The following is a 25,997-nucleotide window of genomic DNA, read 5'->3' on the forward strand; positions in this document are numbered from 1 at the left end:
ACGCCGCCGGGTGCAGTGCTTAGGCTCGGAGCGCGCCGGGGGTGAGCCGTTGTGGGGGAGAGACGTTGGCCAAGCGCACAGAGGGTGAGCAGGATCCGGTCCGCGGGCTGGCCGGGCGGCTGCAGCGGCGTTACCGCGAGCGGATCGCCGGCGAGCTGGTGTTGCCCGCCCGTCCGGCGCGCACCGCGGCGCTGCCCAAGGAGCTGGCCACGGCCCTGGCCACAGCGCTGCGCCAGCGCGGTATCGAGCAGCTCTACAGCCATCAGCGCCAGGCGTGGGAGCGGATCCGCGCCGGGCGGCATACGGTGGTGGTCACCCCGACCGCCTCGGGCAAGACGCTCTGCTACAACCTGCCGGTCCTCCACGAGGCGCTGACCGGCGGTGGCAAGGCCCTCTACCTCTTTCCCACCAAGGCGCTGGCCCAGGATCAGGTGGCCGAGTTGCACGAGCTCAATCAGGCCGGCGGGCTGGGGCTGCGCGCCTTTACCTTCGACGGCGACACTCCGGGGGATGCCCGCAAGGCGGTGCGGACCAAGGGCGATATCGTCGTCTCCAATCCGGATATGCTCCACCAGGGAGTGCTGCCCCACCACACCAAGTGGGCGCAGCTGTTCGAGCAGCTGCGCTACGTGGTGGTGGACGAAGTGCACACCTATCGGGGAGTGTTCGGGTCCCACGTGGCCAATCTGTTCCGGCGGTTGCGGCGCATCTGCCGTTTCTACGGGGCTGATCCGGTCTTCATCTTCACCTCGGCGACCATCGCCAACCCGGGCGAGCTGGCCGGGCGGTTGATCGGTGAGTCAGGCGTCGAGGCCATCACCGAAAGCGGCGCCCCGGCCGGAGAGAAGCGGCTGCTGCTGTGGAACCCACCGGTGATCGACCCCGATCTGGGGATCCGCGCCTCGGCGCGCTCGCAGACCACCCGCATCGCGCGTCTGGCCGTGCGCAGTGGCCTGAAGAGCATCCTCTTTGCCCGCAGCCGGCTGATGGTCGAGGTGCTGACCAAGTATCTGAAGGACGTCTTCGACAAGGACCCGCGCCGGCCACCGCGGGTGGCCGCCTACCGAGGCGGTTACCTGCCCACCGAGCGCCGGCAGACCGAGCAGGCCCTGCGCGCCGGCGACGTCGAGTGCGTGGTGGCCACTTCGGCGCTGGAGCTCGGGGTGGATATCGGCAGCCTCGACGTGGGGGTGCTCAACGGCTACCCAGGGACCATCGCCGGCACCTGGCAGCGGCTCGGCCGGGCCGGGCGGCGCAACCGCACCGCGCTGGGCATCGTCGTGGCCACCAGCGAGCCGCTGGATCAGTACATGGTCCGCAACCCGGACTTCTTCCTGGGTGCCTCGCCGGAGCACGCGCGCATCGACCCGGACCAGCTGCTGATCCTGCTCGATCACGTGCGCTGCGCCGCCTTCGAGCTCCCCTTTCGCCGCGGCGAGACCTTCGGCGGCGAGGATCTGGAGGAGCTGCTCGACTACCTGGTCGAGCAGGGGGTGCTCCACCGCGAGGGTGAGCGTTGGCACTGGGTGGCGGACAGCTACCCGGCCAGCGAGGTCAGCCTGCGCTCGGTGGCCGACGGCAACTTCGTGGTCATCGACACCACCGACGGCGCCCAGCGGGTGATCGCCGAGGTGGACTACACCGCCGCACCGATGACGCTCTACGAGGGCGCCATCTATATGATCCAGGCGCGCCCCTACCAGGTGGAGCGTCTCGACTGGGACGGCCGCAAGGCCTACGTCCGGGAGACGCGGGCCGATTACTACACCGATGCCATCGACTACAGCCGGCTCAAGATCCTCGAGCGTTTCGAGGGCCAGCGCGGTGGCGATGCCGAGGCCGCCCACGGTGAGGTGCACCTGGTCCGGCGCATCGCCGGTTACAAGAAGATTCGCTATTACACCCACGAGAACATCGGCTTCGGGGAGATCGAACTCCCCGATCAGGAGATGCACACCACGGCGGCCTGGTGGACCATCGAGCCGGGTGCGCTGGAGCGGGCCTTCCAGACGCGCCACCGCGCGCTGGATGGGTTCCTCGGCGCGGCCTACGCCCTGCACCATGTGGCGGCGCTGCGCCTGATGTCCGAGCCCGGTGATCTGGGCCGTGCCGTGGGCGATGGGGACGCCGAGTGGTTCGCCGTCACCGGTCCACGCGGGCGCGGCCAGCTCCGGGATGCCAGCGGCGAGGTGCGCGGGGTTGAGGAGGCCGAGCGGTTCCAGCCGGCGGTCTTCCTCTACGACAACTACCCGGGGGGTGTGGGGCTCTCGGCGCCGCTGTTCGACCAGCGGGCCGCCGTGGTGGCCGATGCCCACGACCTGGTCCAGGGGTGCGCTTGCACCCACGGCTGTCCGGCCTGTGTGGGGCCGGTGCTGGCCTCGGAGGAGACCCGCGGGCAGTCGCCGCGGGCTGCGGCGCTGACGGTGCTTGAGCTGCTGATGGGCAGCGGCCCGGCCGCGGACCCGGATGCAAGCGGGGCCCTGCAATGAGCACGAACGATTCCTAGCGCCCCTGAACGGAGAAGAGGCGGAGACAGGATGGGCGAACATACCCCCATGCCGGAGGATCAAGCCGCGGAGTTGCAGACGTTGCTGGATCGCCAGCGCCAGGCCTTCGCCGCGGATCCGGCCCCTAGTCTGGCGGTGCGCCGGGGGCGACTGGATCGGCTGCGGCGGGCGGTGCTCGACCATCGGGAGGCGTTGACGGCGGCGCTGGACGAGGACTTCGGGGGGCGCTCGGTGGAGGAGTCGACCACCGTGGACCTGCTGCCGGCGCTGACCGGGATCCGCCACGCGCAGCGCCACCTGCGCCGCTGGATGCGTCTCCGCCGGCGCTGGCCCCACCCGCTCATGCAGCCGGCCTCGGCCTGGGTGCACGACCAGCCCTTGGGTGTGGTGGGCATCATGGTGCCGTGGAACTACCCGGTCTACCTGGCCCTGAGCCCGCTGACCGGGGCGCTGGCGGCGGGTAATCGGGTGCTGCTCAAGCTCTCCGAGCTGACGCCGGCGACCAACGCGGTGCTCGGCAGCGTGATTCGTCAGGCCTTCTCCGCCGAGGAGGTGGCCGTGGTTGAGGGTGGTGAGTCGGTGAGCCGGGCGTTCGCGGCGCTGCCTTTCGATCATCTGCTCTTTACTGGCTCCACCGCCGTGGGACGCCAGGTGATGGCCGCCGCGGCGGCCCACCTCACCCCGGTGACCCTGGAGTTGGGGGGCAAGTCGCCGGCGGTCGTCGATGGGGACGCCGATCTCGATACGGCGGCCGGGCGGATCGCCTACGGCAAGCTGCTCAATGCGGGCCAGACCTGCATTGCGCCGGACTATGTGCTGTGCACGCCGGATCGGCGTGACGCCCTGGTGGACGCGTTGCGCCGGGCGGCTACGCGCCTCTATCCCGATCCGTTGCACAATCCCGACTACGCCGCTGTGATCACCCGTCAGCACCGCGAGCGTCTGGAGGCGCTGCTCACCGATGCCCGGGAGCAGGGTGCGGAGCTGGTGTCCATGGCCGAGGCGGTCGAAAACGCCCCAGAGTCGGGTCGTATGCCTCCCTGGCTGGTGCTGGATGCCCCGGCTTCCGCGCGGGTGCTGGAGGAGGAGATCTTCGGTCCGGTGCTGCCCGTGGTCACCGTGGCGGACCTGGAACAGGCGCTGGCCTACATCCGCGCGCGACCGCGCCCGCTGGCGCTCTACTACTTCGGGCACGATCGCCGCCGTCAGCAACAGGTGCTCGATCGTAGCCACTCCGGTGGGGTGTGTATCAACGACACCGTGCTCCATGTAGCCCAGGACAACCTGCCCTTCGGCGGTGTGGGGGCGTCGGGGATGGGGCTTTATCACGGCTTCGAAGGCTTCCGGACGTTCTCGAACGAGAAAGCGGTCCTGCGCAAGGGGCGGTGGAACAGCGCGCGCCTGGTCGAGCCGCCCTACGGGCGCAGGATTCACCGCTGGGTCCGGCGGCTGATGGTGCGCTGACCCCCGGCGGCGTCCGGCGTCCCCGCGTGGCGGGGTGATAGACTTCCGCCTTCACGAAGCCGCCGGAGTCCGTTCTTGCCCCTGCCTCCCCTCGAACTCGCGCTCGCTTCCCTGCTGGTGGCCATTGGCAGTCTGCTCCAGGGGGCCTTGGGCTTCGGGCTGGCGATCTTCGCTGCCCCGCTGCTGTTTCTCATCGACCCGGCCTTCATCCCTGGGCCGGTGCTCTTCGTGGCCATGGTCATCTCGGCGATCATCCTTTGGCGCAATCGGGCGGGGCTGGCCATCGGCGAACTCGGGGCCGCGGTGATCGGACGCATGCCGGGGATGGTGGCGGCCTTTGGGCTGCTTGCGGTGGCATCGCAGTGGATGCTGTCGCTGGTTCTCGGGGTGGCGGTGTTGTTGGGTGTGGTGGTCAGCCTGCTCCCCGGGGATATCCGCCCGACCCGCAACCGGCTTCTGGGGGCCGGGTTCCTCTCCGGTTTCATGGGTACGGCGACCTCGGTGGGCGGTCCGCCGATGGCACTGCTCTATCAGCACGCCCGGGGACCGCATATCCGGGCCAATTTGGGGGGGTATTTCCTGGTCGGCTCGGTGGTCTCGTTGCTGGGGATGGTCCTGCTGGGGTATTTCGGCCACGACGAACTCATGCTCTCCCTGGCTGTTACGCCGGCGGCGTTGCTGGGGCTGTGGATCTCTGGGTCGATCCTCCACTGGGTGGATGCCGGCCGGATTCGACCGATTCTCCTGATTCTGTGTACGCTGTCGGCTGTCGCGGTGATTGTCGACGGTGTACGCGCGCTGGGTTGAGTGCGAGGGCGGAATGGACGCGATGGCGTGGGGTGTGGTGCTTGCGGCTGCGGGGGTGTTCGCCCTGAAGGGCGTGCTGCTGCACACCGCGCGGCTATCCTTGAACCGGTTCGATGGCGGCGGGCCGTCCTCCCGGTGCCGGCCGGTCGGGCGACGGCGACCCTCTGGTGGAGGTGATGGGGCGCGATAAGCGACAGCAGGGAGTGGCGGGCTGGCCGGTCCCGATTGAGGCGATTGCCCATGCGGCCTTTGTCCACGACCACGAGTACCGCATCCTCGGCGCCAATGCCGCCTATCTGGAGCGGGCCGGCTGCCGGGCCGATGAGGCGCTGGGACGCTGCTACTGGGAGGTGTTCCCCGTGCGCGAGGGGCCGCTACCCCGCTGTGCCGCGGGGATGCGGGCCTTCGCAGCTGCGCGTTCCGCTGATGTCGCCCCGCAGGAGCCGTGCTGTGACCTTGTCCTGGACGCGGGCGAGATCCTGAAGTCGCGGGCCTACCCGGTGGTGGACGAGGCGGGTCGCTACGCCTACTCGCTGCACATCCTGGAGGATGTGACGGAGCGCGAAGCGGTCCGCGAGGCCCTGCACGAGCGCGACTGGCAGTACCACCAGTTGTTGGCCAGCACCGCAGAGGGGATCGTGATCGTCGATACGGAGGGTCGCATCCTCTATGCCAACGCGGCTGCGGGGCGGTTTCTCGGGCAGGATCCGCAGGCGCTGGTCGGGGCTTGGTTCGGCCAGGCGATTCCCCAGGGGGCGCCGCAGCAGGTCGAGCTGTTTGCCCCCGGGGGTGGCTTACGGACGGTGGAGATGGGCGCCCAGCCCATCGGTTGGGAAGGCAGGAGCGCGTGGGTGATCAACCTCCACGACGTCACCAACCGCGAATCGCTCCGTATGCTCTTCCAGGATCGCCTGGCCCGCACTCTGGAGGCGCTTCCGCCCTGGGCGCCCCTGGGGCTGGTGGTCATCGATGTCAACGACTTCCGGACGATCAACGACAGCTATGGCCACCAGGCCGGTGATGACGTGCTCAAACGGTTGGGTCAGCGGCTTAGCGAGGTCCATGTGCCCTCGCACCTGTGCGGCCCGGTGCAGGTCTCGCGGCTCGGCGGGGACGAGTTTGCCGTCGTTCTCCCCCGGTTGCGGACCGCCGGTGACGCCACCGAGCTGGCCCGTCGCTTCCTCGAGGTGACCGGGGCGCCGTTCGAGGTGCAGGGCCAGGAGGTGCCCATCCACCTGCGCGTGGGGGTCAGCAGCTATCCGGAGCCGGCCGCTTCCGCGGCGCAGCTCGTGCAGCAGGCCGATGCCGCCATGTACCAGGCCCGTCAGGAGGGCGTCAGTCTGCGCTTCTTCAGCGAGGAGCTGACGACCGAGGCCCGCGAGCGCCTGGAGCTCGGCTCGCAGTTGCGGCAGGCCATGGAGTCGAATGCGCTGGCGCTGCACTTCCAGCTGCAGACGGAGCTGAGCAGTGGCCGCTGGGTCGGGGCCGAGGCGCTGCTGCGCTGGGAGCATCCGGAGCGCGGTTGGGTCTCTCCGGCGCAGTTTGTGCCGGTTGCCGAGCGGGTGGGGCTTATTGGCGAGCTGGGCCGCTGGGTGCTGCGCCAGGCTTGCGAGCAGGCGCGGGCCTGGCGGGATGCCGGGTTGGCGTTCGGCCGCGTCGGCGTGAACGTCTCGGCACCGCAGCTCGTCGGCGGCGGCCTGGTCGACGATGTGGAGCATGCCCTGGCGCACGCCGGTGTCCCGCCCGAGGCGCTGGCGCTGGAGATCACCGAGAGCGTCCTGATGGAGCAGGATCGCACGGTGGTGGCCCAGCTCGAGGCCCTGCGCGCCCGGGGCGTGCTGATCGCCCTGGATGATTTTGGTACGGGGTACTCGTCGTTGAGCTACCTGCGCGGTCTGCCCATCGACCAGCTCAAGATCGATCGCTCCTTCGTGCGGGGCCTGCCGTCGGATGCGACCCAGATCAAGATCAACCGGGCAATCATCGATCTCGGCGTTAGCCTGGGGTTCTCGGTGCTCGCCGAGGGCATCGAGACCCGTGAGCAGCGCGATATCCTGCTGCATGAAGGTTGCCCGCTGGGCCAGGGGTTCTTCTTCGCGCGCCCGGAGCCGGCCGCACAGGTCACTCCCCGGCTCTTCGGCGCGGGGTAGATCGCCCGAGGCGGGCAGAGTGCGGCGGCGAAGGTCTGGTATCCTCGACGGCATGGTTGCGGATACTAGGGCGATCAACCGGCAGCACCAGCCACTCCCCGATCAGGGCCACCATTGGCTGTTCGGATACGGTTCCCTGATCTACAAGGCCGATTTCCCGTACTTCGAGTGCCGTCCGGCTGCTATCCACGGCTGGAAGCGCCGTTTCTGGCAGGGCTCCCACGATCACCGGGGTACGCCGGAGGCGCCCGGGCGGGTGGCCACCCTGATCGAAGCCCCGGGGGTGCGCTGTGTCGGCATGGCCTACCGGATCCCGCCCGAGGCCCTGGGACCGCTGGATCTGCGTGAGAAGAACGGCTATCTCCGCTTGACCACGCCGCTGCGGTTTCTAGATGGCGGCGAGGGTCAGGGGCTGGTCTACATCGCTACCGCGGATAACCCGGCGTTCCTCGGGCCTGCGCCGATTCCGGAGATGGCCCGGCAGATTGCCAGCTGCAGCGGTCCGAGCGGTCCCAACCGCGACTACCTGATCGAGCTGGCGCGGGCCCTGCGCGCCCTGGGCGAGGAGGATCGGCACGTGTTCGCCCTGGAGGAGGCCATCGAGGAGTTTTTTCCCCATTCAACCGGAGTCGTCCGCCCATGAGTGTCCTGAATCAGACGGTGGCGCTGGGCCCCCTTGTGCTCTCCATCGGACAGATCCTGCTTGTTCTGGCCTTGGCCGTCGCCCTGGTCGCCGGTGGCCTGGCCGCTCGGCGCAGCGGTGTGCGGGTCAGCGACAGCCTGTTCAGCCTGGTCCTGGTTGGGCTGGTGGGGGCGCGGCTGCTGTTCGTCGTCCACTACTGGGAGAGCTTCGACAGCCTCTGGGGGGTGGTGGATATCCGCGACGGCGGCTTCGATCCCCTCGGTGGTGTTGTCGCCGGTCTGGCCTACCTGGTCTGGCGTTTCTGGCGGGTTCCCCAGCAGCGCCGGGCCCTGACGACGGCGGTGGTCGCCGGCGGCATCGTCTGGGGAGTGACCGCGGGCCCGCTGCTGGTGATCGATCAGCAATCCCGATCGGCGCCGGAGGTAGCGGTGAGCACCCTGGAGGGCGAGCGCACGGATCTGCCCAGCCTGATCGATGAGACCGGCCAGCCCGTGGTGGTCAATCTATGGGCGACGTGGTGCCCGGCCTGCCAGCAGGAGAAGCCAGTCTTCGAGCAGGCGCAGGAACGCGAGGATGGCGTCAAGTTCGTCTTCGTCAACCAGGGCGAGGATGCCGGTCAGGTGCAGGGCTACCTGGAAGAGCATGCGCCATCGCTGGAGAACATCCTGATGGATCCGCACCAGCGCTGGAGTGATGCCACCGGCACCCGCGGTCTGCCCGCCACCTTCTTCTACGATGAACACGGCCAGTTGGTCGACTCCCACACCGGCCAGGTATCGAGCGCCTCGCTGGAACGGGGGCTGGAGCGCCTGCGTTGACTCGAGGGAGGGAAGCGAAGCAGTGAGCCTGTCCAAGCGGATCGACCGGCTGCGGGCCCAGGCCGGCGGGCGTCCGGCGGCGGTGTCGCCGGAGCAGCCGGCGACACCGGGGGTGCGCGAGCGCCTGGCGCGTGTCCAAACGCGACAGCGGCGCTCGGCGTCGCGAGCCGGTGGTCAGCGCCCCGGTGATCAGGCGGTGGCCGAGCAGCTTGGTGGTGCAGTGTGCGCGCCCGGGCTGGTCGAGGTCGAGCGCGTGGTTGGGCTGGAGACGGCCTACGGGCAGCAGCCCTTGGCACCGCTCGCGGGGCGCCTGGATGGGGTGCCGGAGGGGGGCGGGCTGGACCCGCAGCGGGCGCTGCTGCTGGATACGGAAACCACCGGGTTGGCGGGCGGGGCCGGCACCGTGGTGTTCCTGATCGGCGTCGGCAGTCTGGGGGGCGGCGGCCTGACAGTGCGCCACTGGCTGCTGACCGGGTTCAGCGGCGAGCCGGCGCTGCTGGCGAGGCTGGGCCAGGTGCTGGATGAGACGCAGGCACTGGTGACCTATAACGGGAAGTCCTTCGATGCCCCGTTGCTCAAGAGCCGTGCGCGGCTCCACGGGGTCGACTTGGGCCTGGACAACCGGGAGCACCTGGATCTGCTGCATCCGACACGGCGGATCTTCCGCAGCCGCTGGCCCAATTGCCGCCTGGCGACCGCTGAGCGCCGGCTCCTCGGTCACGAGCGGCTCGACGATCTGCCCGGTGCCGAGGCGCCGGCGGCCTGGCTCGATTTCCTACAACGGGGCGATCCGCGACAGCTGCCGGCCGTGGTGCGTCATAACAGCGACGATATCCTGGCCCTTGCGGCCCTCTGGGCGGCACTGGATCGGGTCTACTGCGAGGAGGGTAGAGCCCCGTGACGACGAACGCGCGGGTCTTCGCCGGTGGGCCGGGGGCGCTGCCGCCGGATCGCCATCCCACGGGCTTCTACAAGCAGGAGATTGCCGCCGCCTGCTGGTTGGGGCCGGAGGGCCTGGAAGGGGATCACCACGCCGACCGGCGCGTTCACGGTGGCCCCGAGCGGGCCGTCAATCACTATCCTGCCGAGCATCTGCCGTGGTGGTCGCAACGGTTCCCGACGGCGGCGCACCGCTTTGTTCCCGGGGCGTTCGGCGAGAACCTGTCCACCGAAGGGTGGCTGGAGGGCGATGTCGCCGTGGGGGATCGTTTCCGTCTCGGTGCGGCATTGATCGAGGTATCGCAGCCGCGGCTGCCCTGCTGGAAGGTGGATCGCCGGTTCGACGTCGAGCGCATGGCGCGGACCATGGTCGAGACCGGGCGGACCGGTTGGCTCTACCGGGTCATCGAGCCGGGTACGGTCGAGCCGGGGGCGGCCCTGGAGCGGTGCACGAGCCACCCGCAGCGGCTGACGATGGATGAACTCTGGGCGCTGCATCGCGAGCCGCAGGCGGATCCGGAGCGTATGGCCCTGGCCGCCGAGATGCCGGAGCTGGCGGCGGCGTGGCGCGATCGCTTCCAGCAGCGTGTGGTGTGGCTGCAGCGCCAGGGTCGCCTCTGATGCGCCCGAAGCCTTCGCCGTGCCGTAGTATCGGGTGCCGCGCGATGCGGTACACGGGCAAACGTTAGAACATAAGGAGCTTCCCGATGGTGGATCCCGCTCAGGCCCTGGGATGGCTGATCGAAGGCAATCAGCGGTTCATGGCCGATGCCCCCGGTGACCCCGACCGGTTCAATGCCGAGCGCCGCGGGCAACTCGTCCGCGGCCAGACCCCGTTTGCGGCGATCCTCTCCTGCGCCGACTCGCGGGTGCCCGCCGAGGTGGTCTTCGATCAAGGGCTCGGGGATCTGTTCGTGGTCCGGGTGGCCGGCAACATCGCTGCGCCCTCGCAGATGGGTAGCCTTGAGTTCGCTGCCGAGAAACTGGGCGTGCGCCTGGTGGTGGTCCTCGGCCACTCCTGCTGCGGGGCCATCGACGCCACCGTAGAGGCGCTGCGCGAACAGGTCGAGGCCCCCACCGAGGGGCTGCGCAAGATCCTCGACCGGGTGCGCCCGGCGGTGGAGCCGCTGTTTGCCGAGTCCCTCGATCCGCAGGAATTGGCCCGCGAGGCGGTGCGGGCCAACGTGCGCATGGCGGCACAGATGCTGCGCGAGGAGTCGCCGATCCTCGCCCGGCTGCGCGCCGAGCAGGGGTTGGCTGTGGTCGGTGCCGAATACGACCTGGCCTCCGGGGCGGTGCACTTCTTTGACGGGGTGGCCGAGACGGGGGCGCTGCCGCCACCTGAGCAGCGCTAACGCGGGCGCTGGCGGGTGCACTGCGGCCGCTGCATCGCTATCCTGAGCCGTTTTCGTTTTGGGCGACCTTGGAGGGGCTGGTGCAGGCGGATGCGGCATTGACGGATACCGGGGCGCTGCGCTTTGAGCGTATGGCGACGGATGGGGCGGCGCGCCGCGGACGACTGCATCTGCCGCGCGGGACCATCGAGACCCCGGCCTTCATGCCGGTGGGCACCTACGGCACGGTCAAGGGCATGACGCCGGAGGAGCTACGCGAGCTGGGCGCGGAGATCATCCTCGGCAACACCTTCCATCTGTGGCTGCGCCCCGGTACCGAAGTGGTCCACCTCCACGGCGATCTGCACGACTTCATGAACTGGCACCGGCCGATCCTCACCGACTCCGGCGGGTTTCAGGTCTACAGCCTCGGCGAACTGCGCAAGGTCACCGAGGAGGGGGTGCACTTTCGCTCACCGGTGGACGGCGCCCGGGTGTTCATGGGGCCGGAGGAGTCGATGGCCGTCCAGCGCGAGTTGGGCTCGGACATCGTCATGATCTTTGATGAGTGTCCCCCGTACCCGGCCGAGCGTCAGGCGGTGCAGCGTTCCATGGAGCTGTCGCTGCGCTGGGCGGCGCGCAGCCGCCGCGCCCATGGCGACAATCCGGCGGCGCTGTTCGGGATCGTCCAGGGCGGCATCTACCCCGAGCTGCGCCGGGCCTCGCTGGCGGGGCTGATGGACATCGGATTCGACGGGTACGCCATCGGCGGCCTGTCGGTGGGTGAGCCCCGCGAGGAGCGCGACGCCGTGCTCGAGGACCTGGAGCCGTGCCTGCCGGCCGACCGGCCGCGCTACCTGATGGGCGTGGGCAAGCCGGAGGATCTGGTCGAGTGCGTCCGGCGCGGTGTGGACATGTTCGACTGCGTGATCCCTACACGCAACGCACGCAACGGTTTCTTGTTCACCTCCGAGGGACTGGTAAGGCTGCGCAACAGCCGCTACCGCGCGGATACCACGCCGGTGGACCCGGTCTGCGACTGTTATACCTGCCGCAACTACTCGCGGGCCTATCTCAAGCACCTGGAGCGGTGCAACGAGATGCTCGGGGCTCGCCTGGCGACACTGCACAACCTCCACTACTACCAGCAGCTGATGGCCGGCCTGCGTGCGGCGATCCGCGACGGCGCACTGGCGGGCTTCGTGGACGATTTCTACGCGCGGCGTGGGCAAACGCCGCCGACCCTATGACATAATACGCCGCATCCGGGCCGCCGGAGGGCGGTGTCAATGCGCTAACCGACAGATTCTGAAGGGGGAATGCGCGCATGTTGATGGACTTCTTCATCTCGCCGGCCCACGCCCAGCAGGCAGGCGGCGGGGGCGATATGCTGTTTTTCCTGATCTTCACCGTCCTGCTGGTGGCGGTCTTCTACTTCCTGCTGATCCGCCCGCAGCGCCAGCGCATGAAACAGCATCAGCAGATGGTCGAGGGGCTGGCCGAGGGCGATGAGGTCGTGACCAGCGGGGGCGAGCTGGGTCGCATCACGCGCCTGGGCGAGGATTTCGTGCGTGTTGAGGTGGCCAAGGGCGTCGAGTGGAACGTCAAGCGCGACATGATCGGCCACGTCCTGCCCAAGGGGACGCTGGACGAGGCCCGCAGCGGCAAGAGCCACGCCCCGACCGAATCCACTGAGTGAACACCATGGAGAGCCTTATGGATTTTCTGATTTCTGCCGCGCACGCTCAACAGCAGCCGGAGGAGCCCAACGTCTGGTTCAGCATCATCCTGCTGGTGGGCATGATCGCCCTGTTCTACTTCCTGCTGATCCGCCCCCAGACCAAGCGGGCCAAGGAGCATCGGCAGATGGTCGAGGAGCTCTCCAAGGGCGATGAGGTGGTCACCAACGGTGGCACGCTGGGGCGAATCACCGAGGTGGGCGACACCTTTGCCACCATCGAGGTGGCCAATGGCGTGCAGCTGCAGATCCAGAAGAACGCCGTGGCCAATGTCATGCCCAAGGGCACCCTCAAGGAACAGGACAAGAAGGGCAAGTAGCTCTTGAACCGCTATCCGCTCTGGAAATACCTGCTGGTGGTCGCCGTCCTGGTGGTCGGCGGCCTCTTCGCGCTGCCCAACCTCTTCGGCGAGGACCCGTCGGTGGTGATCACCACCGGCGACGACGAGGTGCCAAGCGAGGAAGTCCAGTCCGATGTCCTCTCCTTCCTCGAGGAGGAAGGCTACAAGCCACTCTCGGCGGAGGTGCTGGAAGGGCAGTGGGTGCTGCGTTACGGCTCCACGGACGAGCAGATGCGGGCCTCGGATCTGATCTCCGCCAAGCTCGACCGGGACTACTCCGTTGCGATGACGCTCGTGCCGTCGACGCCGCAATGGCTCCGGGCCTTGGGAGCCGAGCCGATGTTCCTCGGGCTGGACCTGCGCGGTGGGGTGCACTTCCTGCTCCAAGTGGACATCGACGCCATGGTCGGCGAGACCATGGAGGGGCACCAGCAGGATATCCGGACCCTGTTCCGGGAGGAGCGGATCCGCTTCTCCGCGCTGGAGGTGACCGACGAGCAGCAGATCCGCATGGCCTTCGTGGACTCGGAGCTGCGCGAGCGGGCCCGCAGCGCGCTTGAGGAGCACATCGACGGGCTCGCCTACAGCGAGGAGACGAACGAAGACGCCTACCTCCTGATCGCCTCCATGGACGAGGAGGAGCTTCAGGAGATGAAGGACCTGGCGGTCCAGCAGAATATCACCACGCTGCGCAACCGGGTTGACGAGCTGGGCGTCGCCGAGCCGGTGGTCCAGCGCCAGGGGGCGGATCGGATCGTGGTCCAGCTGCCCGGCATCCAGGACCCGGGGCAGGCCAAGGAGATCCTCGGCGCCACGGCGACCCTGGAGTTCCGCTTTGTCGATCACGCCAACTTCCCTTTCACCGGCGACCCGGATGATCCGCCTGAGGGCGCAGAGGTCTTCCCGCAGCGGGATGGCGGCTACGTGGCCCTGGAGCGCCAGCGCATCCTCTCGGGGGATCGGATCATCGACGCCTCGTCGGGTTTTGATCAGGAGAGTGGTTCGCCGGAGGTGAACATCCGCCTCTCGGGCACCGGCGGGCGGATCATGAATCGCGCCACCCGGGATCGGGTCGGCGATCACATGGCCGTGCTCTTCCAGGAGCGGGTCTCCGAGACCGAGATGATCGATGGCGAGCCGGAGCGAGTGATCCGCGAGATCGAGGAGGTGATCTCGGTGGCGCGGATCCGTGAGGGGCTCGGCAGCCGCTTCCGGATCACTGGCCTGGACTCCAGCCAAGAGGCCAGCAACCTGGCGCTGCTGCTGCGTGCCGGTGCCTTGGCGGCTCCGATCGACATCGTCGAGGAGCGCACCATCGGGCCAAGCCTGGGTGCGGAAAACGTCGAGCGCGGCTTCATGGCGGTGGTGATCGGCTTCCTGCTGGTGATCGCCTTCATGGCTCTCTACTACCGGACCTTCGGCCTGGTGGCCAACCTGGCCCTTTTAAGCAACCTGGTGATCATCGTCGCCGTGCTCTCTATGCTCCAGGCGACGCTGACGTTGCCGGGCATTGCCGGGATCGTGCTGACCGTGGGTATGGCGGTGGACGCCAATGTGCTCATTTTCCAGCGCATCCGTGAGGAGCTGAAGGCCGGCGCGCCGATCCAGACCGCCATCGATGCGGGCTACGGCAAGGCGCTGTCGACCATCGCCGACGCCAATGTCACCACGCTGATCGCCGCCCTGGTGCTGTTCCTCTTCGGCACGGGGCCGGTCCAGGGCTTCGCCGTGACGCTGGCCATCGGTCTGGCCACGTCGATGTTCACCGCCATTGTCGGCACGCGGGCCGTGATCAATCTGATCTACGGCGGGCGTAAGGTCTCGGAGCTCAAGATCTAGCCATGGAGATCTTCAAGAACGATCCCAACTTCGACTTCCTCGGCCGGCGCCGTATCGGCTTCGGGCTCTCGGCGGTGCTCCTGGTGCTCTCCATCGGCTCGCTGCTCTGGCAGGGGCTGAATCTGGGCATCGACTTCACCGGCGGGACCCTGGTCGAGGTCGGCTACGAGGAGTCCGTGGAGGTCGCCGAGGTCGAGGCGGCGCTGCAGGGGACCGATTATGCGGATGCCCAGGTTCTGCACTTCGGCTCGCCGCGCGAGATCATGGTGCGCATCCCGCCGATGGAGGACGTGGAGCAGGCGGCGGTCTCCGAGGAGATCCTGGCCAAGCTGCGCGAGGCCCACGACGGCGTCGAACTCCGGCGGGTCGAGTTCGTCGGCCCCCAGATTGGCCGTGAACTCACCGAGCAGGGCCTGCTGGCGCTGCTCTACGCCCTCGGCGGTGTGCTGGTCTACGTGGCCTTCCGTTTCGAGTACCGCTTCGCCCTCGGCGCGGTGGCGGCGCTGGTCCACGATATCGTGCTCATCCTCGGGTTCTTCTCGCTCACCCGCCTGACCTTCGACCTGACCGTGCTGGCGGCGCTGCTGGCGACCATCGGCTACTCGCTCAACGACACCATCGTGGTCTCCGACCGGATCCGCGAGAACTTCCTCAAGGTGCGCAAGGGCACCACCGAGTACGTCATGAACCTGGCGATCAACCAGACACTGTCCCGGACCCTGGTAACCTCGTTCACGACGCTGCTGGTGGTCGGCTCGCTGCTGCTGCTCGGCGGCGAAATCATCCACGGCTTCGCCATGGCGTTGCTCGTCGGTGTCCTGGTTGGTACCTACTCGTCGATCTTCATCGCCAGCGCCTCCTCGCTGGCCATGGGCGTGAGCAAGCAGGACCTCCTGCCGCCTGAGAAGGAGGGACAGGACCAGGAGGATCACGAATCGGCGATTCCCCCCGCCGAGCGCCCGTGACCGCTGCGCTCCCGGGGGCGCCCCCCCGGGAGCCGGCGTGTGTCAGCCCTGCAACTTTCCCGCTGATTTCTGCGACGGCTCCGCGCTATGCTGTCCCCACACCCCCTGAGGATTGGGGAAAGTCAAGCAAGCGGGAGTCAAGCATGTCGATCTGCGATGGGTTCGTCGGCGCGGTCGGGAATACGCCGCTGATTCGCCTGCCGAGGCTGAGCGAGGAGACCGGCTGCGAGATCCTCGGCAAGGCTGAATTCATGAATCCGGGCGGGTCCGTCAAGGATCGGGCGGCGCTGGCGATCATCCAGGCCGCCGAGCGCAGCGGCGAGTTGCGCCCCGGCGGGACCGTAGTGGAGGGCACCGCCGGGAATACCGGGATCGGGCTTGCCCATATCTGTAACGCACGCGGCTATCGCTGCGTCATTGTCATCCCCGAGACGCAGAGCCAGGAGAAGATCGACCTGCTGCGCACCCTCGGTGCCGAGGTGCATACCGTACCCGCCGCCCCCTACCGTGATCCGGGCAACTACCAGAAGGTTGCCGGCCGCATGGCTGCAGAGATGGACAACGCGGTCTGGGCGAACCAGTTTGACAACACCGCCAACCGCCAGGGCCATTACCGCACCACCGGGCCGGAAATTTGGGCGCAGGCCGGTGGCCGGGTGGACGCCTTCGTGGCGGCTACCGGAACCGGCGGGACCCTGGCCGGGGTCTCTCGGGCGCTCAAGGAACGCGCGCCGGATACGCGCATCTACTTGGCCGACCCGGCGGGCAGCGCCCTCTATAGTTTCGTGCGCGAGGGTGAGCCATCCCCGTCGGCAGGCAATTCCATCACCGAGGGGATTGGCAGTAGCCGTGTAACAGCTAATCTTCAGGATACGGACATCGATGACGCGTTCTGCATACCGGATACCGAATCGGTGCCGATGGTCTACCGGCTCCTGAGGGAAGAGGGGCTGTTCCTGGGCAGCTCGTCGGGGGTCAATGTCTGCGGGGCGATCCGCGCCGCCGAGGAGCTCGGTCCCGGGCACACGGTGGTGACGATCCTCTGTGATGGAGGGGGCCGCTATTACTCGAGACTCTTCAACGAGGCCTGGCTGGCGGAGCGGGGACTCGCCTGAACCCCTCCGCTGCCGTGGTTCGGTCGCCGCCCGGTCTCGTCCGGGGGCATGGCCAGTCGACCCCGCCGGCGGTTTGCGCCGGGCGCCGCCTTTCTTCCGGAACATTCGTGCGCATTTTTGCGTCCAATCAAACGGAGCCGCCTTCGTTCTTTCGCGACTTCACCTCAAGACTCCGTGAGGGGGGTGCTGCATATGGATACCGCCGAAGACCTGATTGCCCGCTACGCTCGCAGCTACGAACGCCGCCAGGAGCAGCAGCTGACCCTGGCCGAGTATCTGGAACTCTGCCGGGACGACCCGATGGCCTACGCCTCCCCGGCCGAGCGGCTGGTAGCGGCGATCGGTGAGCCGCAGGTCTACGACACCTCGAAGGATGAGCGACTGGGGCGCATCTTCCTCAACCGCACCCTGAAGATCTATCCGGCCTTCGAGGACTTCTACGGCATGGAGGAGACCATCGAGCGGCTGGTCGGTTTCCTCAACTACGCGGCCCAGGGGCTGGAGGAGCGCAAGCAGATCCTCTATCTCCTCGGTCCGGTCGGCGGTGGCAAGTCCTCGCTGGCCGAGCGGCTCAAGCAGCTGATGGAGCGCTACCCGGTCTACGTCCTCAAGGCCGGCGAGGAGATCAGCCCGATCTTTGAGAGCCCGCTGGGGCTCTTCGATCCGGACCAGCACGGCCCGGAGCTGGAGGAGCGCTTCGGCATCCCGCGGCGCAAGCTCAGCGGGCTGCTCTCGCCCTGGGCGGTCAAGCGCCTCGACGAGTTCGGCGGCGATCTCAACCGCTTCCGGGTGGTTCGCCTCTATCCGTCCAAGCTGCGGCAGATCGCGGTGGCCAAGACAGAGCCCGGCGACGAGAACAACCAGGACATCTCCTCGCTGGTGGGCAAGGTGGACATCCGCAAGCTGGAGCTCTACAGCCAGAACGATACGGATGCCTACAGCTACTCCGGCGGCCTCAACCGCGCCAACCAGGGCATCCTCGAGTTCGTGGAGATGTTCAAGGCGCCGATCAAGATGCTCCATCCGCTGCTCACGGCCACCCAGGAGGGCAACTACGTCGGCTCCGAGAACATCGGTGCAATCCCGTTCCACGGCCTGGTCATGGCGCACTCCAACGAGTCGGAGTGGCAGAGCTTCCGCAACAACAAGAACAACGAAGCGTTCCTCGACCGGATCTCGGTAATCAAGGTGCCGTACTGCCTGCGCGTCTCCGAGGAGCGGCAGATCTACGACAAGCTGATCCGGGAGAGCGAGCTCGCCGACGCGCCCTGCGCGCCGTGGACCCTGGAGATCATGGCGCGGTTCTCGGTGCTCACCCGGCTCAAGGAGCACGAGAACTCCAGCCTCTACTCGAAGATGCGGATCTACGACGGCGAGAGCCTCAAGGAGACGGATCCCAAGGCGAAGTCGATGCAGGAGTACCGGGACCAGGCCGGGGTCAACGAAGGGATGGACGGGATCTCGACGCGCTTCGCCTTCAAGGTCCTCTCGCAGACCTTCAACTACGAGACCGAGGAAGTGGCCGCTGACCCGGTCCACCTGCTGTACCTGCTCGAGCAGAACATCAAGCGCGAGCAGTTCCCGGAGGAGACCGAGCGCAAGTACCTGGAGATCATCAAGGCCGAGCTGGCCCCGCGGTATGCGGAGTTCATCGGCAACGAGATCCAGAAGGCGTATTTGGAGTCCTACGATGATTTCGGTCAGAACCTCTTCGAGCGCTACGTGGGGTATGCCGATGCCTGGATCGAGGACCAGGACTTCAAAGATCCCGACACCGGGCAGCTGATGGACCGCCAGGCGCTGAACCAGGAGCTGACTAAGATCGAGAAGCCGGCGGGCATCGCCAATCCGAAGGACTTCCGCAATGAGGTGGTCAAGTTCGCGCTGCGTGCCAAGGCGCAGCAGGGCGGGCAGATGCCGAGCTGGACCTCCTACGAGAAGATCCGCGAGGTCATCGAGAAGCGGATGTTCAGTCAGGTGGAGGATCTGCTGCCGGTGATCAGCTTTACCACCAAGGGCGACTCGGAGACGGAGCGCAAGCACAGCGAGTTCGTCCGGCGGATGGTCGAGCGGGGCTACACCGAGCGCCAGGTGAGACGCCTGGTGGAGTGGTACATGCGCGTCAAGCAGGCCGGCTGATCCGGCAAGAAGGGGGGTGCGTCCTTGGTCAATATCATCGACCGGCGCCGCAATCCGAAGGGCAAGAGCCTGGCCAACCGCCAGCGTTTCCTCAGACGGGCCAAGCGCCAGGTGCTGGATGCCGTCAACGAGGCTTCCGGCCGGCGCAAGGTGACCGACGTGGCCGGTGGGGAGCAGATCACCATCCCCGCCGACGGCCTCCACGAGCCGAGCTTTCGCAAGGCCGCCGACCGCGGGGTGCGCGAGCACGTGGTTCCCGGCAACAAGGAGTACGTGGTCGGCGATACCATTCCGCGCCCCGAAGGGCAGGGCAGTGGTGGCGGGCGCGAGGGTAGCCCCGATGGCGAGGGGGAAGACGAGTTCACCTTTGCTGTCAGCCGCGACGAGTTCCTCGACCTCTTCTTCGAGGGCCTGGAGTTGCCGGATCTGGTCAAGCGCCAGGTCAAGAAGACCGAGCAGTACACCCAGCAGCGCGCGGGCTATTCGGTCAGCGGCTCCCCCTCGAACCTCAATGTCGAGCGGACCATGCGCAACTCCCTGTCACGGCGCATTGCCCTGCGCCGCCCCAAGGGGGAGGATCTGCAGGCCCTAGACGAGGAGATTGATCGTCTGGAGCGCTCCGGTGCCGAGCCGGAGCGGCTGCGCGAACTCATCGAGCTCCGCCGAAGCAAACAGGAGCGGTCCCGGGCGATCCCCTACATCGATCCGGTCGACATCCGCTATAACCGCTTTGACCACGTTCCGCAGCCGATCTCCCAGGCGGTGATGTTCTGCCTGATGGACGTCTCCGGCTCAATGACCGAGGACATGAAGGATCTTGCCAAGCGGTTCTTCATGCTCCTCTACCTCTTCCTCGAGCGCCGTTACCGCCATGTGGATATCGTCTTCATCCGCCATACCCACATCGCGCAGGAGGTCGACGAGGACACCTTCTTCTACTCCCGCGAGACTGGGGGGACGTTGGTCTCGCCGGCGCTGACGATGATGCGTGACATCATCGAGGACCGTTATCCCGTCAACGACTGGAACATCTACGGGGCGCAGGCCTCGGACGGGGATAACACCCCCGCGGACAACCCGGCCACCACCCGGCTGATGGCCGACGGGATCCTTCCCCTGTGCCAGTACTTCGCCTACATCGAGGTGGGTGGCGGGCAGGCCTTCCATGTCCCGTCGGACCTGTGGCGGGCCTACGACCGGCTGGCCCGCGGGGAGTCGCCCCTGGCCATGCGCCGGGTGCAGACCCGCGGAGACATCTTCCCGGTGTTCCGGGACCTCTTCACGCCGGCTGAACTGAAGGCTTGAACCCTGAGCGCTGAACCTTGACCCCCTGAACCCTCAGAGACTGGAGAGGATCCCGATGGCATCGAATGCGGCGGTTCAGCAAAAACCCCTGTTCACCGGCCTCGACTGGGATTACCGCGATGTGATGCGCGTCTACGACGCCATCGAGCGGATTGCCGGCGAGGAGCTCAAGCTCGACATCTATCCCAACCAGATCGAGGTCATCAGCTCCGAGCAGATGCTCGATGCCTACGCCTCGATGGGGATGCCGCTGTTTTATCGGCATTGGTCCTTCGGCAAGCACTTCGCCCGGGACGAAATGCTCTATCGCAAGGGCTACACCGGGCTCGCCTACGAGATCGTCATCAACTCGAAGCCGTGCATCTCCTACATCATGGAGGAGAACACGCTCACCATGCAGACGTTGGTGGTGGCCCACGCCGCCTTCGGCCACAATCACTTCTTCAAGAACAACCGCCTCTTTCGGGAGTGGACCGACGCCGAGGGCATTCTCGACTACCTGGATTTCGCCAAGGGCTACATCGCCGAGTGCGAGGAGCGCTACGGGGTGCAGGCGGTCGAGCGGGTGCTCGACGCCGCCCACGCCCTGATGAGCCAGGGGGTGCACCGCTACCCCAAGCCGCAGACGCGTAGCCTGCGCGAGGAGCGCGACCGCGAGATCGAGCGGATTCGCTACGAGGAGCAGACCTACAACGATCTCTGGCGCACCGTGCCCACGGATCCGGACGGCGAGCTGCCCGGCGGCGCGGACCCGGTGGAGCTGCGTATGCAGCGGCTGGGGCTGCCGGAGGAGAACCTCCTGTACTTCCTCGAAAAGCGCGCGCCGCGCCTGGAGCACTGGCAGCGGGAGGTGCTGCGCATCGTGCGCAATGTGGCGCAGTACTTCTATCCGCAGAAGCAGACCAAGGTGATGAACGAGGGCTGCGCCACGGCGGTGCACTACTACATCATGAACCGGCTCCACGAGAACGGGCAGTTGACCGACGGCGCCTTTCTGGAGTTCCTGCACAGCCACACCAGCGTGGTCTTCCAGCCGGAGTTCGACGATCCGCGCTACTCGGGCATCAATCCCTACGCCCTCGGGTTCGCCATTCTGGAGGATCTCCGGCGCATGGCCACCGATCCCACTGACGAGGACCGGCGCTGGTTCCCGGAGGTGGCCGGCAGCGGGGACTGGCTCGGTGTCTGGCACCACGCCTGGCAGGAGTACCGCGACGAGAGCTTCATCCTGCAGTTCCTCAGCCCCCGGGTCATCCGCGATTTCCGTCTCTTCCGGGTCCACGATGACGCCGACGAGCCCGAGCTGGTGGTCGACGCGATCCACGACGATGCCGGCTACCGGGCGGTGCGGCGCTCACTGGCGCAGCGCCACGACGTGGCCCGGCTGGAACCGGATATCCAGGTGGTGGACGTGGATCTGGCCGGGGACCGGACCCTGGTGCTCGAGCACCGGGTCAGCGACGGGGTCATCCTGGACAAGGGCGAGGCCACGGCGGTGCTGCGGCACCTGGCCAACCTCTGGGGCTACGATGTGAAGCTCTACGAGGTGGACCCGGAGACGGAACGGGTGATCAACGAGTTTCCCCAGATGTCCCCCGCGGATCCGGTGGCCTGAAGGGCGGCGGACGCCGATTGGGGCGGCTGCGGCGGGGTGGTATGCTCAGGGCAACGCTTTTGACAGTGCAGGAGTAACGCATGCGGCGAACCCTACTCAGTGGATTCACGGCGGCGGCGCTGGTTCTCGGAGCCGGGGCCGCGCACGCCACCGGCGGGATCATGGGCATCTCCGGCGGTGCGAATCTCTGGTTCCACGACCCGGAAGGGGAGATTCTTGGCGAAGACGTCGAGGGGGATGGCATCGACCTCGACAGCGATCGGGACTGGAACCTCTGGTTCGAGTGGGATCACATCCTCCCCGGCGTGCCCAGTGTCCGGCTTGAGCAGACCAACCTGGAGCAGGAGGGGACCGGTAGCACCGTGGTCAACCTCGACCACACGGACCTGACCCTGTTCTGGTCGCCGCTGCCGCTGCCGATGGTGGGCATCGATGTGGGCGTCACCGCGCGCCACTTCGATGGCGAGGTGCGTACCCCGCAGGCTCAGGTAGATCCCGACACCTCACTCTCCGGAACCCTACCGATGTTCTTCGGCCGGGTGGGTGTGGATATCCCCGGCTCGCGGATTGGGTTCGAGGGCTCTTTGCAGACGCTGCCGGTGGGGGATCATTCGATCACCGACTTCCGCGCCCACCTGGTCTACCGGCGCTGGTACACGGGGGCGATGCTTGGCTATCGGGAGTTCTCGGTGGACATGGACGACTTCAGTGACGTGACCCTGGACGTGGACTTCAGCGGACCGTACGCCGGCGCCTTCCTGCGTTTCTAGGCCGGATGCCGACACAATAAAAGACCCGGGGCAGCGCGGGGCCGCCCCGGGTCTTTTGACACGGCCGCAGCCGGATCAGGCCGCCGAGCGGGCCCGGCCCAGTCGCGCCTCCAGGTCGTCGGCACCGCCGACCAGACGCCCGTCGATCAAGACCTGCGGCACCGTGCCCGAGCCGGTGGCTGCCCGTACCGAGCGGGTGGTGATGCCCTCGCCGAGGCAGATCTCCTCGTAGTCGTAGCCGTGCTCCTCGAGCAGCGCCTTGGCGCGGGAACAGTGCGGACACCCCGGCTTGCTGAACAGGGTCACAAAAGACGGGTGTGGTGCATCCGGGTTGATGTGGCGCAGCATGGTGTCGGCGTCGGAGACTTCGAACGGGTCGCCGGGCTTCTCCGGCTCGACGAACATCTTCTCGATGACGCCGTCGCGGACCAGCATCGCGTAGCGCCAGGAGCGCTTGCCGAAGCCCAGGTCGTTCTTGTCCACCAGCATGCCCATGCCTTCGGTGAACTCCCCGTTGCCGTCGGGGATGAAGGTGACGTTCTCGGCGTGCTGATCCCGCCGCCACTCCTCCATCACGAACGCGTCGTTGACCGAAAGGCAGACGATGTCATCTACGCCGTTGTCCCAGAGCACCGGCGCCAGCTCGTTGTAGCGCGGCAGGTGGGTGGAGGAGCAGGTCGGAGTGAAAGCCCCCGGCAGGGCGAACACCACCACCGTTTTGCCCTTGAACAGCTCGTCGGTCTTGACGTCCTGCCACTCGCCGTTTACGCGGGTCCGGAAGGTGACACGCGGGATAGGCTGTCCTTCCATCGGGTGCGACATCGTTGCCTCCTTGGTTCTGGAATAAGAACAGATCAAAACTATCCATATTCTGTCGGCAGCGGTCCGAGCGTTGCAATAAGAAAAACTGATACAAGATGCCTCAAGTCCTGATACGCGCCGTATGGGGGGCTGCACGGTTTGCGACGGTGTCCGCCGGAGAGCGATTCGGTGCCGCTATCCCGGAACCATCCACCCCGGGATGCTGTCAGCCGGGGTAAGGCCGTTGCGACGGTTTCAACGCACCGAACCCGTTTGATGAGGAGTTGTATATGTTCCGCAAGACTGCCGCTTCCGCGATTGTGCTGATGCTCGCCACCTCGGGGGCCTACGCTCAGATGGCTCCGGAGGGCGGCCAGGGCATGCAGCCGCAGATGTCCGAGGGCCAGCAGCGCATGCAGGAGATCCAGCAGCAGCTGGGTCAGATGCAGCAGGACACCCTCGAGTCCAACCCGGAGCTGGAAGAGCGCGCCGAGGAGCTGGACGACCGGTTGCTGGATCAGATGGAGGACATGGGCTACGACAACGTCCGCCAGGACATCGAGCGCTTGGAGGAGACCATGGAGGCCATGCACTCCGGCGAGATGTCCCAGGAAGAGGTCCAGCAGCGCATGCAGGAGGATCAGGAGATCCACATGGAGCTGCAGCAGGCCCAGCAGGAGGCCATGCAGGATGAGGACTTCGTCCAGCCGTGGCAGGAGGATCGCCAGCAGCTGGAGCAGGACCTGATCGACACCATGTATGACGAGAACCCCGAGGCCGAGGCCCTGATGCAGGAGATGGAGGAGCTGCAGGCCGAGATGCAGCAGGGCATGGGCGGTGAGCAGCCGATGCCTGAGGGCGAGATGCCTCAGTAAACGGCATCTCGGGGAAACAGGTGCGCCGTCGTCCTCGAGTGCTACCATGGACAAGCGCGGGGGCGACCGGGCCGCTTCCGTGGTGGGAATAGCTAAGGGAGTTCACCAATGATTCGCACGACGACGGCGGCGCTCCTGGCGTTGCTCATTGCCGCAGCCCCGCTGCAGGCCTCGCTGGCTCAGGGGGGCGAGCAACAGGCCCCCGGGGCCCAGGACGCGGAATTGATGGAGGCGCAGCAGCGGCTCCAGGAGCTGCAGCGGCAGCTGGGGCAGATCCAGCAGGAGACCTTCGAGGCCAGCGACGAACTCCAGGAGAAGCAGCGTCACCTGGAGGAGCGCGCCACGGCCAAAATGGAGGATCTTGGCTACGATCCCGAGCGCCACTATGCGCGCATGCAGGAGATCTACGAGCGCTTCGAGGCCGGGGACGTCTCCCAGGAGGAGCAGCAGGAGCTGGCCGAGGAGTTCCACGAAGCGCAGATGCAGCTCCAGCAGGAGCAGCAGGAAGCCATGCGCGACGACGATTTTCGCGAAAGCATGGAGCGCGACATGCGCGAGTTCCAAGAGGATCTGCTCGCGGCCATGGAGGAAGACTACCCCGAGACGGCCGAACTCATGTCAGAACTCGAGGAGCTCCAGCGGCGCGTTCAGGAAGGTATGCAGCAGCAGGTCCCGGAAGGCCTGGAGTAAGGGGAGCAACGCTCCCGGGATGAGTGGGCGGGGTGACCAGCGTGGTCATCCCGCCTTTTTTTTAGCAGCCAAGGCGGTGCCGAGGCCGCCCCGGAGGGAATGATGGGCTTGCTGGTGGATGGGCAATGGACGCAGGAGTCGTACAAGCGGGACGAGACCGGCCGCTTTCAGCGCGACGTGAGTCGGTTTCGGGAGTGGATCGAGCCAGGCGGGCGTTTCGCGCCGGAGGCGGGCCGCTACCATCTGTATGTCTCCCTGGCTTGCCCCTGGGCGCATCGGGTGCTCGTCGCCCGTCGGCTGAAGGGTCTCGAGCCGGTGATCTCGGTCTCGGTGGTGCACCCGCTGATGCTGGAGAATGGCTGGGAGCTGAGCGACGACTTCCCTGGTGCCACCGGCGACCCGATCCACCGGGCGGACTACCTCCATCAGGTCTACACCGCCGCCGAGCCTCGCGCCAATGGCCGGGTGACCGTGCCGGCACTGTGGGACTGCCGGGAGGGCACGCTGGTCAACAACGAGTCCCGGGACCTGCTTCGCATGTTCGATCACCGCTTCGAGGCGCTGGCCGGTAACGACGTGGATCTGGCCCCGGCGGATCGCATCGAGGCCGTGGATGCGGCCATCGACGCCATCTACCAGCCCATCAACAATGGCGTCTACCGCTGCGGCTTCGCCGGTAGCCAGCAGGCCTACGAAGAGGCCGCCGATGCCCTTTACGCGGCCCTGGACCACTGGGAGGAGGTGCTGGGCCGGCAGCGCTATCTTTGCGGGGACCGGCTCACGGAGGCGGACATCTGTCTGTACACGACGCTGATCCGTTTCGACGCCGTCTATGCCGTGCACTTCAAGTGCTCGCAGCGCCAGATCCGTGAATACCCGAACCTGATGGGCTACCTGCGTGAGCTCTACCAGATGCCGGCGTTCGGCGAGACCACGGATTTCGACCACATCCGCCACCATTACTACCGGAGCCACGCCTTTCTCAATCCCACCGGCCTGGTGGCGCGCATGCCGCGGTTGGATCTGGACGCCCCCCACGGCCGAGAGGCGGTGTAGCCGAGCCGTAGTCCGGCCGGAGGACGCAAAAAAGCCCCGGGTGCTCGCGCACCGCGGGGCTTGCTGCGTTTCCGTCCCCGACGGCC

General features: G+C 67.1%; 23 protein-coding genes. 22 read left to right on the forward strand and 1 reads right to left on the reverse strand.

The features are described from left to right. The first annotated feature begins 65 nt into the window (after positions 1-65). The 19 genes from LRF89_RS07015 to LRF89_RS07105 all read left to right on the forward strand — a co-directional run bounded on the left by LRF89_RS07015 (position 66) and on the right by LRF89_RS07105 (position 22,489). A complete protein-coding gene (locus LRF89_RS07015) occupies positions 66-2,489 on the forward strand; it encodes a DEAD/DEAH box helicase (protein ID WP_238636832.1) in 2,424 nt (807 codons plus the stop codon). A 48-nt stretch (positions 2,490-2,537) separates the two neighbouring features. Further along, positions 2,538-3,971, forward strand: coding sequence for a coniferyl aldehyde dehydrogenase (locus tag LRF89_RS07020; protein ID WP_238636833.1), 1,434 nt, complete (start codon positions 2,538-2,540; stop codon positions 3,969-3,971). 75 nt (positions 3,972-4,046) lie between these two features. Continuing rightward, positions 4,047-4,778: a sulfite exporter TauE/SafE family protein gene (locus tag LRF89_RS07025; RefSeq protein WP_201171280.1), complete on the forward strand. Its 732-nt coding sequence runs from the start codon at positions 4,047-4,049 to the stop codon at positions 4,776-4,778. 176 nt (positions 4,779-4,954) lie between these two features. After that, entirely contained in the window at positions 4,955-6,928 is a 1,974-nt protein-coding gene (locus LRF89_RS07030; protein WP_238636834.1) for a putative bifunctional diguanylate cyclase/phosphodiesterase, read from the forward strand. A gap of 19 nt (positions 6,929-6,947) precedes the next feature. Continuing rightward, positions 6,948-7,571, forward strand: a complete 624-nt coding sequence (locus tag LRF89_RS07035) for a gamma-glutamylcyclotransferase (protein WP_238636835.1) — start codon at positions 6,948-6,950, stop codon at positions 7,569-7,571. After that, positions 7,568-8,389 carry a TlpA disulfide reductase family protein gene (locus LRF89_RS07040; protein WP_201171272.1) on the forward strand — a complete coding sequence of 274 codons (822 nt, stop codon included), beginning with the start codon at positions 7,568-7,570 and terminating at the stop codon, positions 8,387-8,389. The genes LRF89_RS07035 and LRF89_RS07040 overlap by 4 nt, the downstream gene beginning before the upstream one ends. Before the next feature lie 22 nt (positions 8,390-8,411). After that, positions 8,412-9,290, forward strand: a complete 879-nt coding sequence (locus tag LRF89_RS07045; RefSeq protein ID WP_201242959.1) for a ribonuclease H-like domain-containing protein — start codon at positions 8,412-8,414, stop codon at positions 9,288-9,290. Continuing rightward, entirely contained in the window at positions 9,287-9,949 is a 663-nt protein-coding gene (locus LRF89_RS07050; RefSeq protein ID WP_201171253.1) for an MOSC domain-containing protein, read from the forward strand. Before LRF89_RS07045 ends, LRF89_RS07050 begins: the two co-directional genes overlap by 4 nt. An 86-nt stretch (positions 9,950-10,035) precedes the next feature. Beyond that, positions 10,036-10,683 carry a carbonic anhydrase gene (locus tag LRF89_RS07055; protein WP_201171251.1) on the forward strand — a complete coding sequence of 216 codons (648 nt, stop codon included), beginning with the start codon at positions 10,036-10,038 and terminating at the stop codon, positions 10,681-10,683. Positions 10,684-10,799: 116 nt separating this feature from the next. After that, on the forward strand, positions 10,800-11,912 hold the full coding sequence (tgt, locus tag LRF89_RS07060) for a tRNA guanosine(34) transglycosylase Tgt (RefSeq protein ID WP_238634654.1): 1,113 nt from the start codon (positions 10,800-10,802) through the stop codon (positions 11,910-11,912). A gap of 83 nt (positions 11,913-11,995) precedes the next feature. After that, entirely contained in the window at positions 11,996-12,361 is a 366-nt protein-coding gene (gene yajC, locus LRF89_RS07065) for a preprotein translocase subunit YajC (RefSeq protein WP_201242969.1), read from the forward strand. A gap of 17 nt (positions 12,362-12,378) precedes the next feature. Beyond that, positions 12,379-12,720, forward strand: a complete 342-nt coding sequence (yajC, locus tag LRF89_RS07070) for a preprotein translocase subunit YajC (protein ID WP_201171261.1) — start codon at positions 12,379-12,381, stop codon at positions 12,718-12,720. Between the two features lie 3 nt (positions 12,721-12,723). After that, positions 12,724-14,580 (forward strand): protein translocase subunit SecD, encoded by a 1,857-nt coding sequence (gene secD / locus LRF89_RS07075; protein WP_201242957.1) that lies wholly within the window; start codon positions 12,724-12,726, stop codon positions 14,578-14,580. Positions 14,581-14,582: 2 nt separating this feature from the next. Next, complete coding sequence (gene secF, locus LRF89_RS07080) at positions 14,583-15,545, forward strand: protein translocase subunit SecF (protein WP_201242956.1); 963 nt, start codon at positions 14,583-14,585, stop codon at positions 15,543-15,545. A gap of 143 nt (positions 15,546-15,688) precedes the next feature. Further along, a complete protein-coding gene (locus LRF89_RS07085) occupies positions 15,689-16,660 on the forward strand; it encodes a cysteine synthase A (protein ID WP_201171245.1) in 972 nt (323 codons plus the stop codon). A gap of 192 nt (positions 16,661-16,852) precedes the next feature. Next, entirely contained in the window at positions 16,853-18,799 is a 1,947-nt protein-coding gene (locus LRF89_RS07090) for a PrkA family serine protein kinase (protein WP_201242955.1), read from the forward strand. A gap of 24 nt (positions 18,800-18,823) precedes the next feature. Beyond that, entirely contained in the window at positions 18,824-20,104 is a 1,281-nt protein-coding gene (locus tag LRF89_RS07095) for a YeaH/YhbH family protein (protein ID WP_201171240.1), read from the forward strand. 55 nt (positions 20,105-20,159) lie between these two features. Continuing rightward, positions 20,160-21,719, forward strand: coding sequence for a SpoVR family protein (locus LRF89_RS07100; protein WP_238636836.1), 1,560 nt, complete (start codon positions 20,160-20,162; stop codon positions 21,717-21,719). A gap of 80 nt (positions 21,720-21,799) precedes the next feature. Beyond that, the gene (locus tag LRF89_RS07105) at positions 21,800-22,489 is read left to right on the forward strand and encodes a TIGR04219 family outer membrane beta-barrel protein (protein WP_238636837.1); all 690 of its coding nucleotides are present in this window, start codon (positions 21,800-21,802) and stop codon (positions 22,487-22,489) included. Between the two features lie 75 nt (positions 22,490-22,564). Here LRF89_RS07105 and LRF89_RS07110 read toward each other — a convergent pair whose 3' ends face one another. Beyond that, on the reverse strand, positions 22,565-23,311 hold the full coding sequence (locus LRF89_RS07110; RefSeq protein WP_238636838.1) for a glutathione peroxidase: 747 nt from the start codon (positions 23,309-23,311) through the stop codon (positions 22,565-22,567). Positions 23,312-23,580: 269 nt separating this feature from the next. On the opposite strand from LRF89_RS07110, the gene LRF89_RS07115 reads away from it, so the two are divergent. The 3 genes from LRF89_RS07115 to LRF89_RS07125 all read left to right on the forward strand — a co-directional run bounded on the left by LRF89_RS07115 (position 23,581) and on the right by LRF89_RS07125 (position 25,911). Beyond that, entirely contained in the window at positions 23,581-24,165 is a 585-nt protein-coding gene (locus LRF89_RS07115) for a DUF4175 domain-containing protein (RefSeq protein ID WP_238636839.1), read from the forward strand. Between the two features lie 108 nt (positions 24,166-24,273). Beyond that, a complete protein-coding gene (locus LRF89_RS07120; protein ID WP_238636840.1) occupies positions 24,274-24,855 on the forward strand; it encodes a hypothetical protein in 582 nt (193 codons plus the stop codon). 102 nt (positions 24,856-24,957) lie between these two features. Further along, entirely contained in the window at positions 24,958-25,911 is a 954-nt protein-coding gene (locus LRF89_RS07125; protein WP_238636841.1) for a glutathione S-transferase family protein, read from the forward strand. Positions 25,912-25,997 lie beyond the last annotated feature (86 nt).

The organism is Halorhodospira sp. 9621, assembly GCF_022228055.1.
Lineage (GTDB): Bacteria > Pseudomonadota > Gammaproteobacteria > Nitrococcales > Halorhodospiraceae > Halorhodospira > Halorhodospira halophila_A.

Bases quoted from the DNA above. Each gene is read 5' to 3' on its own strand.
- LRF89_RS07020 (WP_238636833.1), top strand. From the start codon at position 2,538: ATGGGCGAACATACCCCCATGCCGGAGGATCAAGCCGCGGAGTTGCAG.
- LRF89_RS07030 (WP_238636834.1), top strand. From the start codon at position 4,955: ATGGGGCGCGATAAGCGACAGCAGGGAGTGGCGGGCTGGCCGGTCCCG.
- LRF89_RS07040 (WP_201171272.1), top strand. From the start codon at position 7,568: ATGAGTGTCCTGAATCAGACGGTGGCGCTGGGCCCCCTTGTGCTCTCC.
- LRF89_RS07055 (WP_201171251.1), top strand. From the start codon at position 10,036: ATGGTGGATCCCGCTCAGGCCCTGGGATGGCTGATCGAAGGCAATCAG.
- yajC (WP_201242969.1), top strand. From the start codon at position 11,996: ATGGACTTCTTCATCTCGCCGGCCCACGCCCAGCAGGCAGGCGGCGGG.
- yajC (WP_201171261.1), top strand. From the start codon at position 12,379: ATGGATTTTCTGATTTCTGCCGCGCACGCTCAACAGCAGCCGGAGGAG.
- secF (WP_201242956.1), top strand. From the start codon at position 14,583: ATGGAGATCTTCAAGAACGATCCCAACTTCGACTTCCTCGGCCGGCGC.
- LRF89_RS07085 (WP_201171245.1), top strand. From the start codon at position 15,689: ATGTCGATCTGCGATGGGTTCGTCGGCGCGGTCGGGAATACGCCGCTG.
- LRF89_RS07090 (WP_201242955.1), top strand. From the start codon at position 16,853: ATGGATACCGCCGAAGACCTGATTGCCCGCTACGCTCGCAGCTACGAA.
- LRF89_RS07100 (WP_238636836.1), top strand. From the start codon at position 20,160: ATGGCATCGAATGCGGCGGTTCAGCAAAAACCCCTGTTCACCGGCCTC.
- LRF89_RS07105 (WP_238636837.1), top strand. From the start codon at position 21,800: ATGCGGCGAACCCTACTCAGTGGATTCACGGCGGCGGCGCTGGTTCTC.
- LRF89_RS07110 (WP_238636838.1), bottom strand. From the start codon at position 23,311: ATGTCGCACCCGATGGAAGGACAGCCTATCCCGCGTGTCACCTTCCGG.
- LRF89_RS07115 (WP_238636839.1), top strand. From the start codon at position 23,581: ATGTTCCGCAAGACTGCCGCTTCCGCGATTGTGCTGATGCTCGCCACC.
- LRF89_RS07120 (WP_238636840.1), top strand. From the start codon at position 24,274: ATGATTCGCACGACGACGGCGGCGCTCCTGGCGTTGCTCATTGCCGCA.
- LRF89_RS07125 (WP_238636841.1), top strand. From the start codon at position 24,958: ATGGGCTTGCTGGTGGATGGGCAATGGACGCAGGAGTCGTACAAGCGG.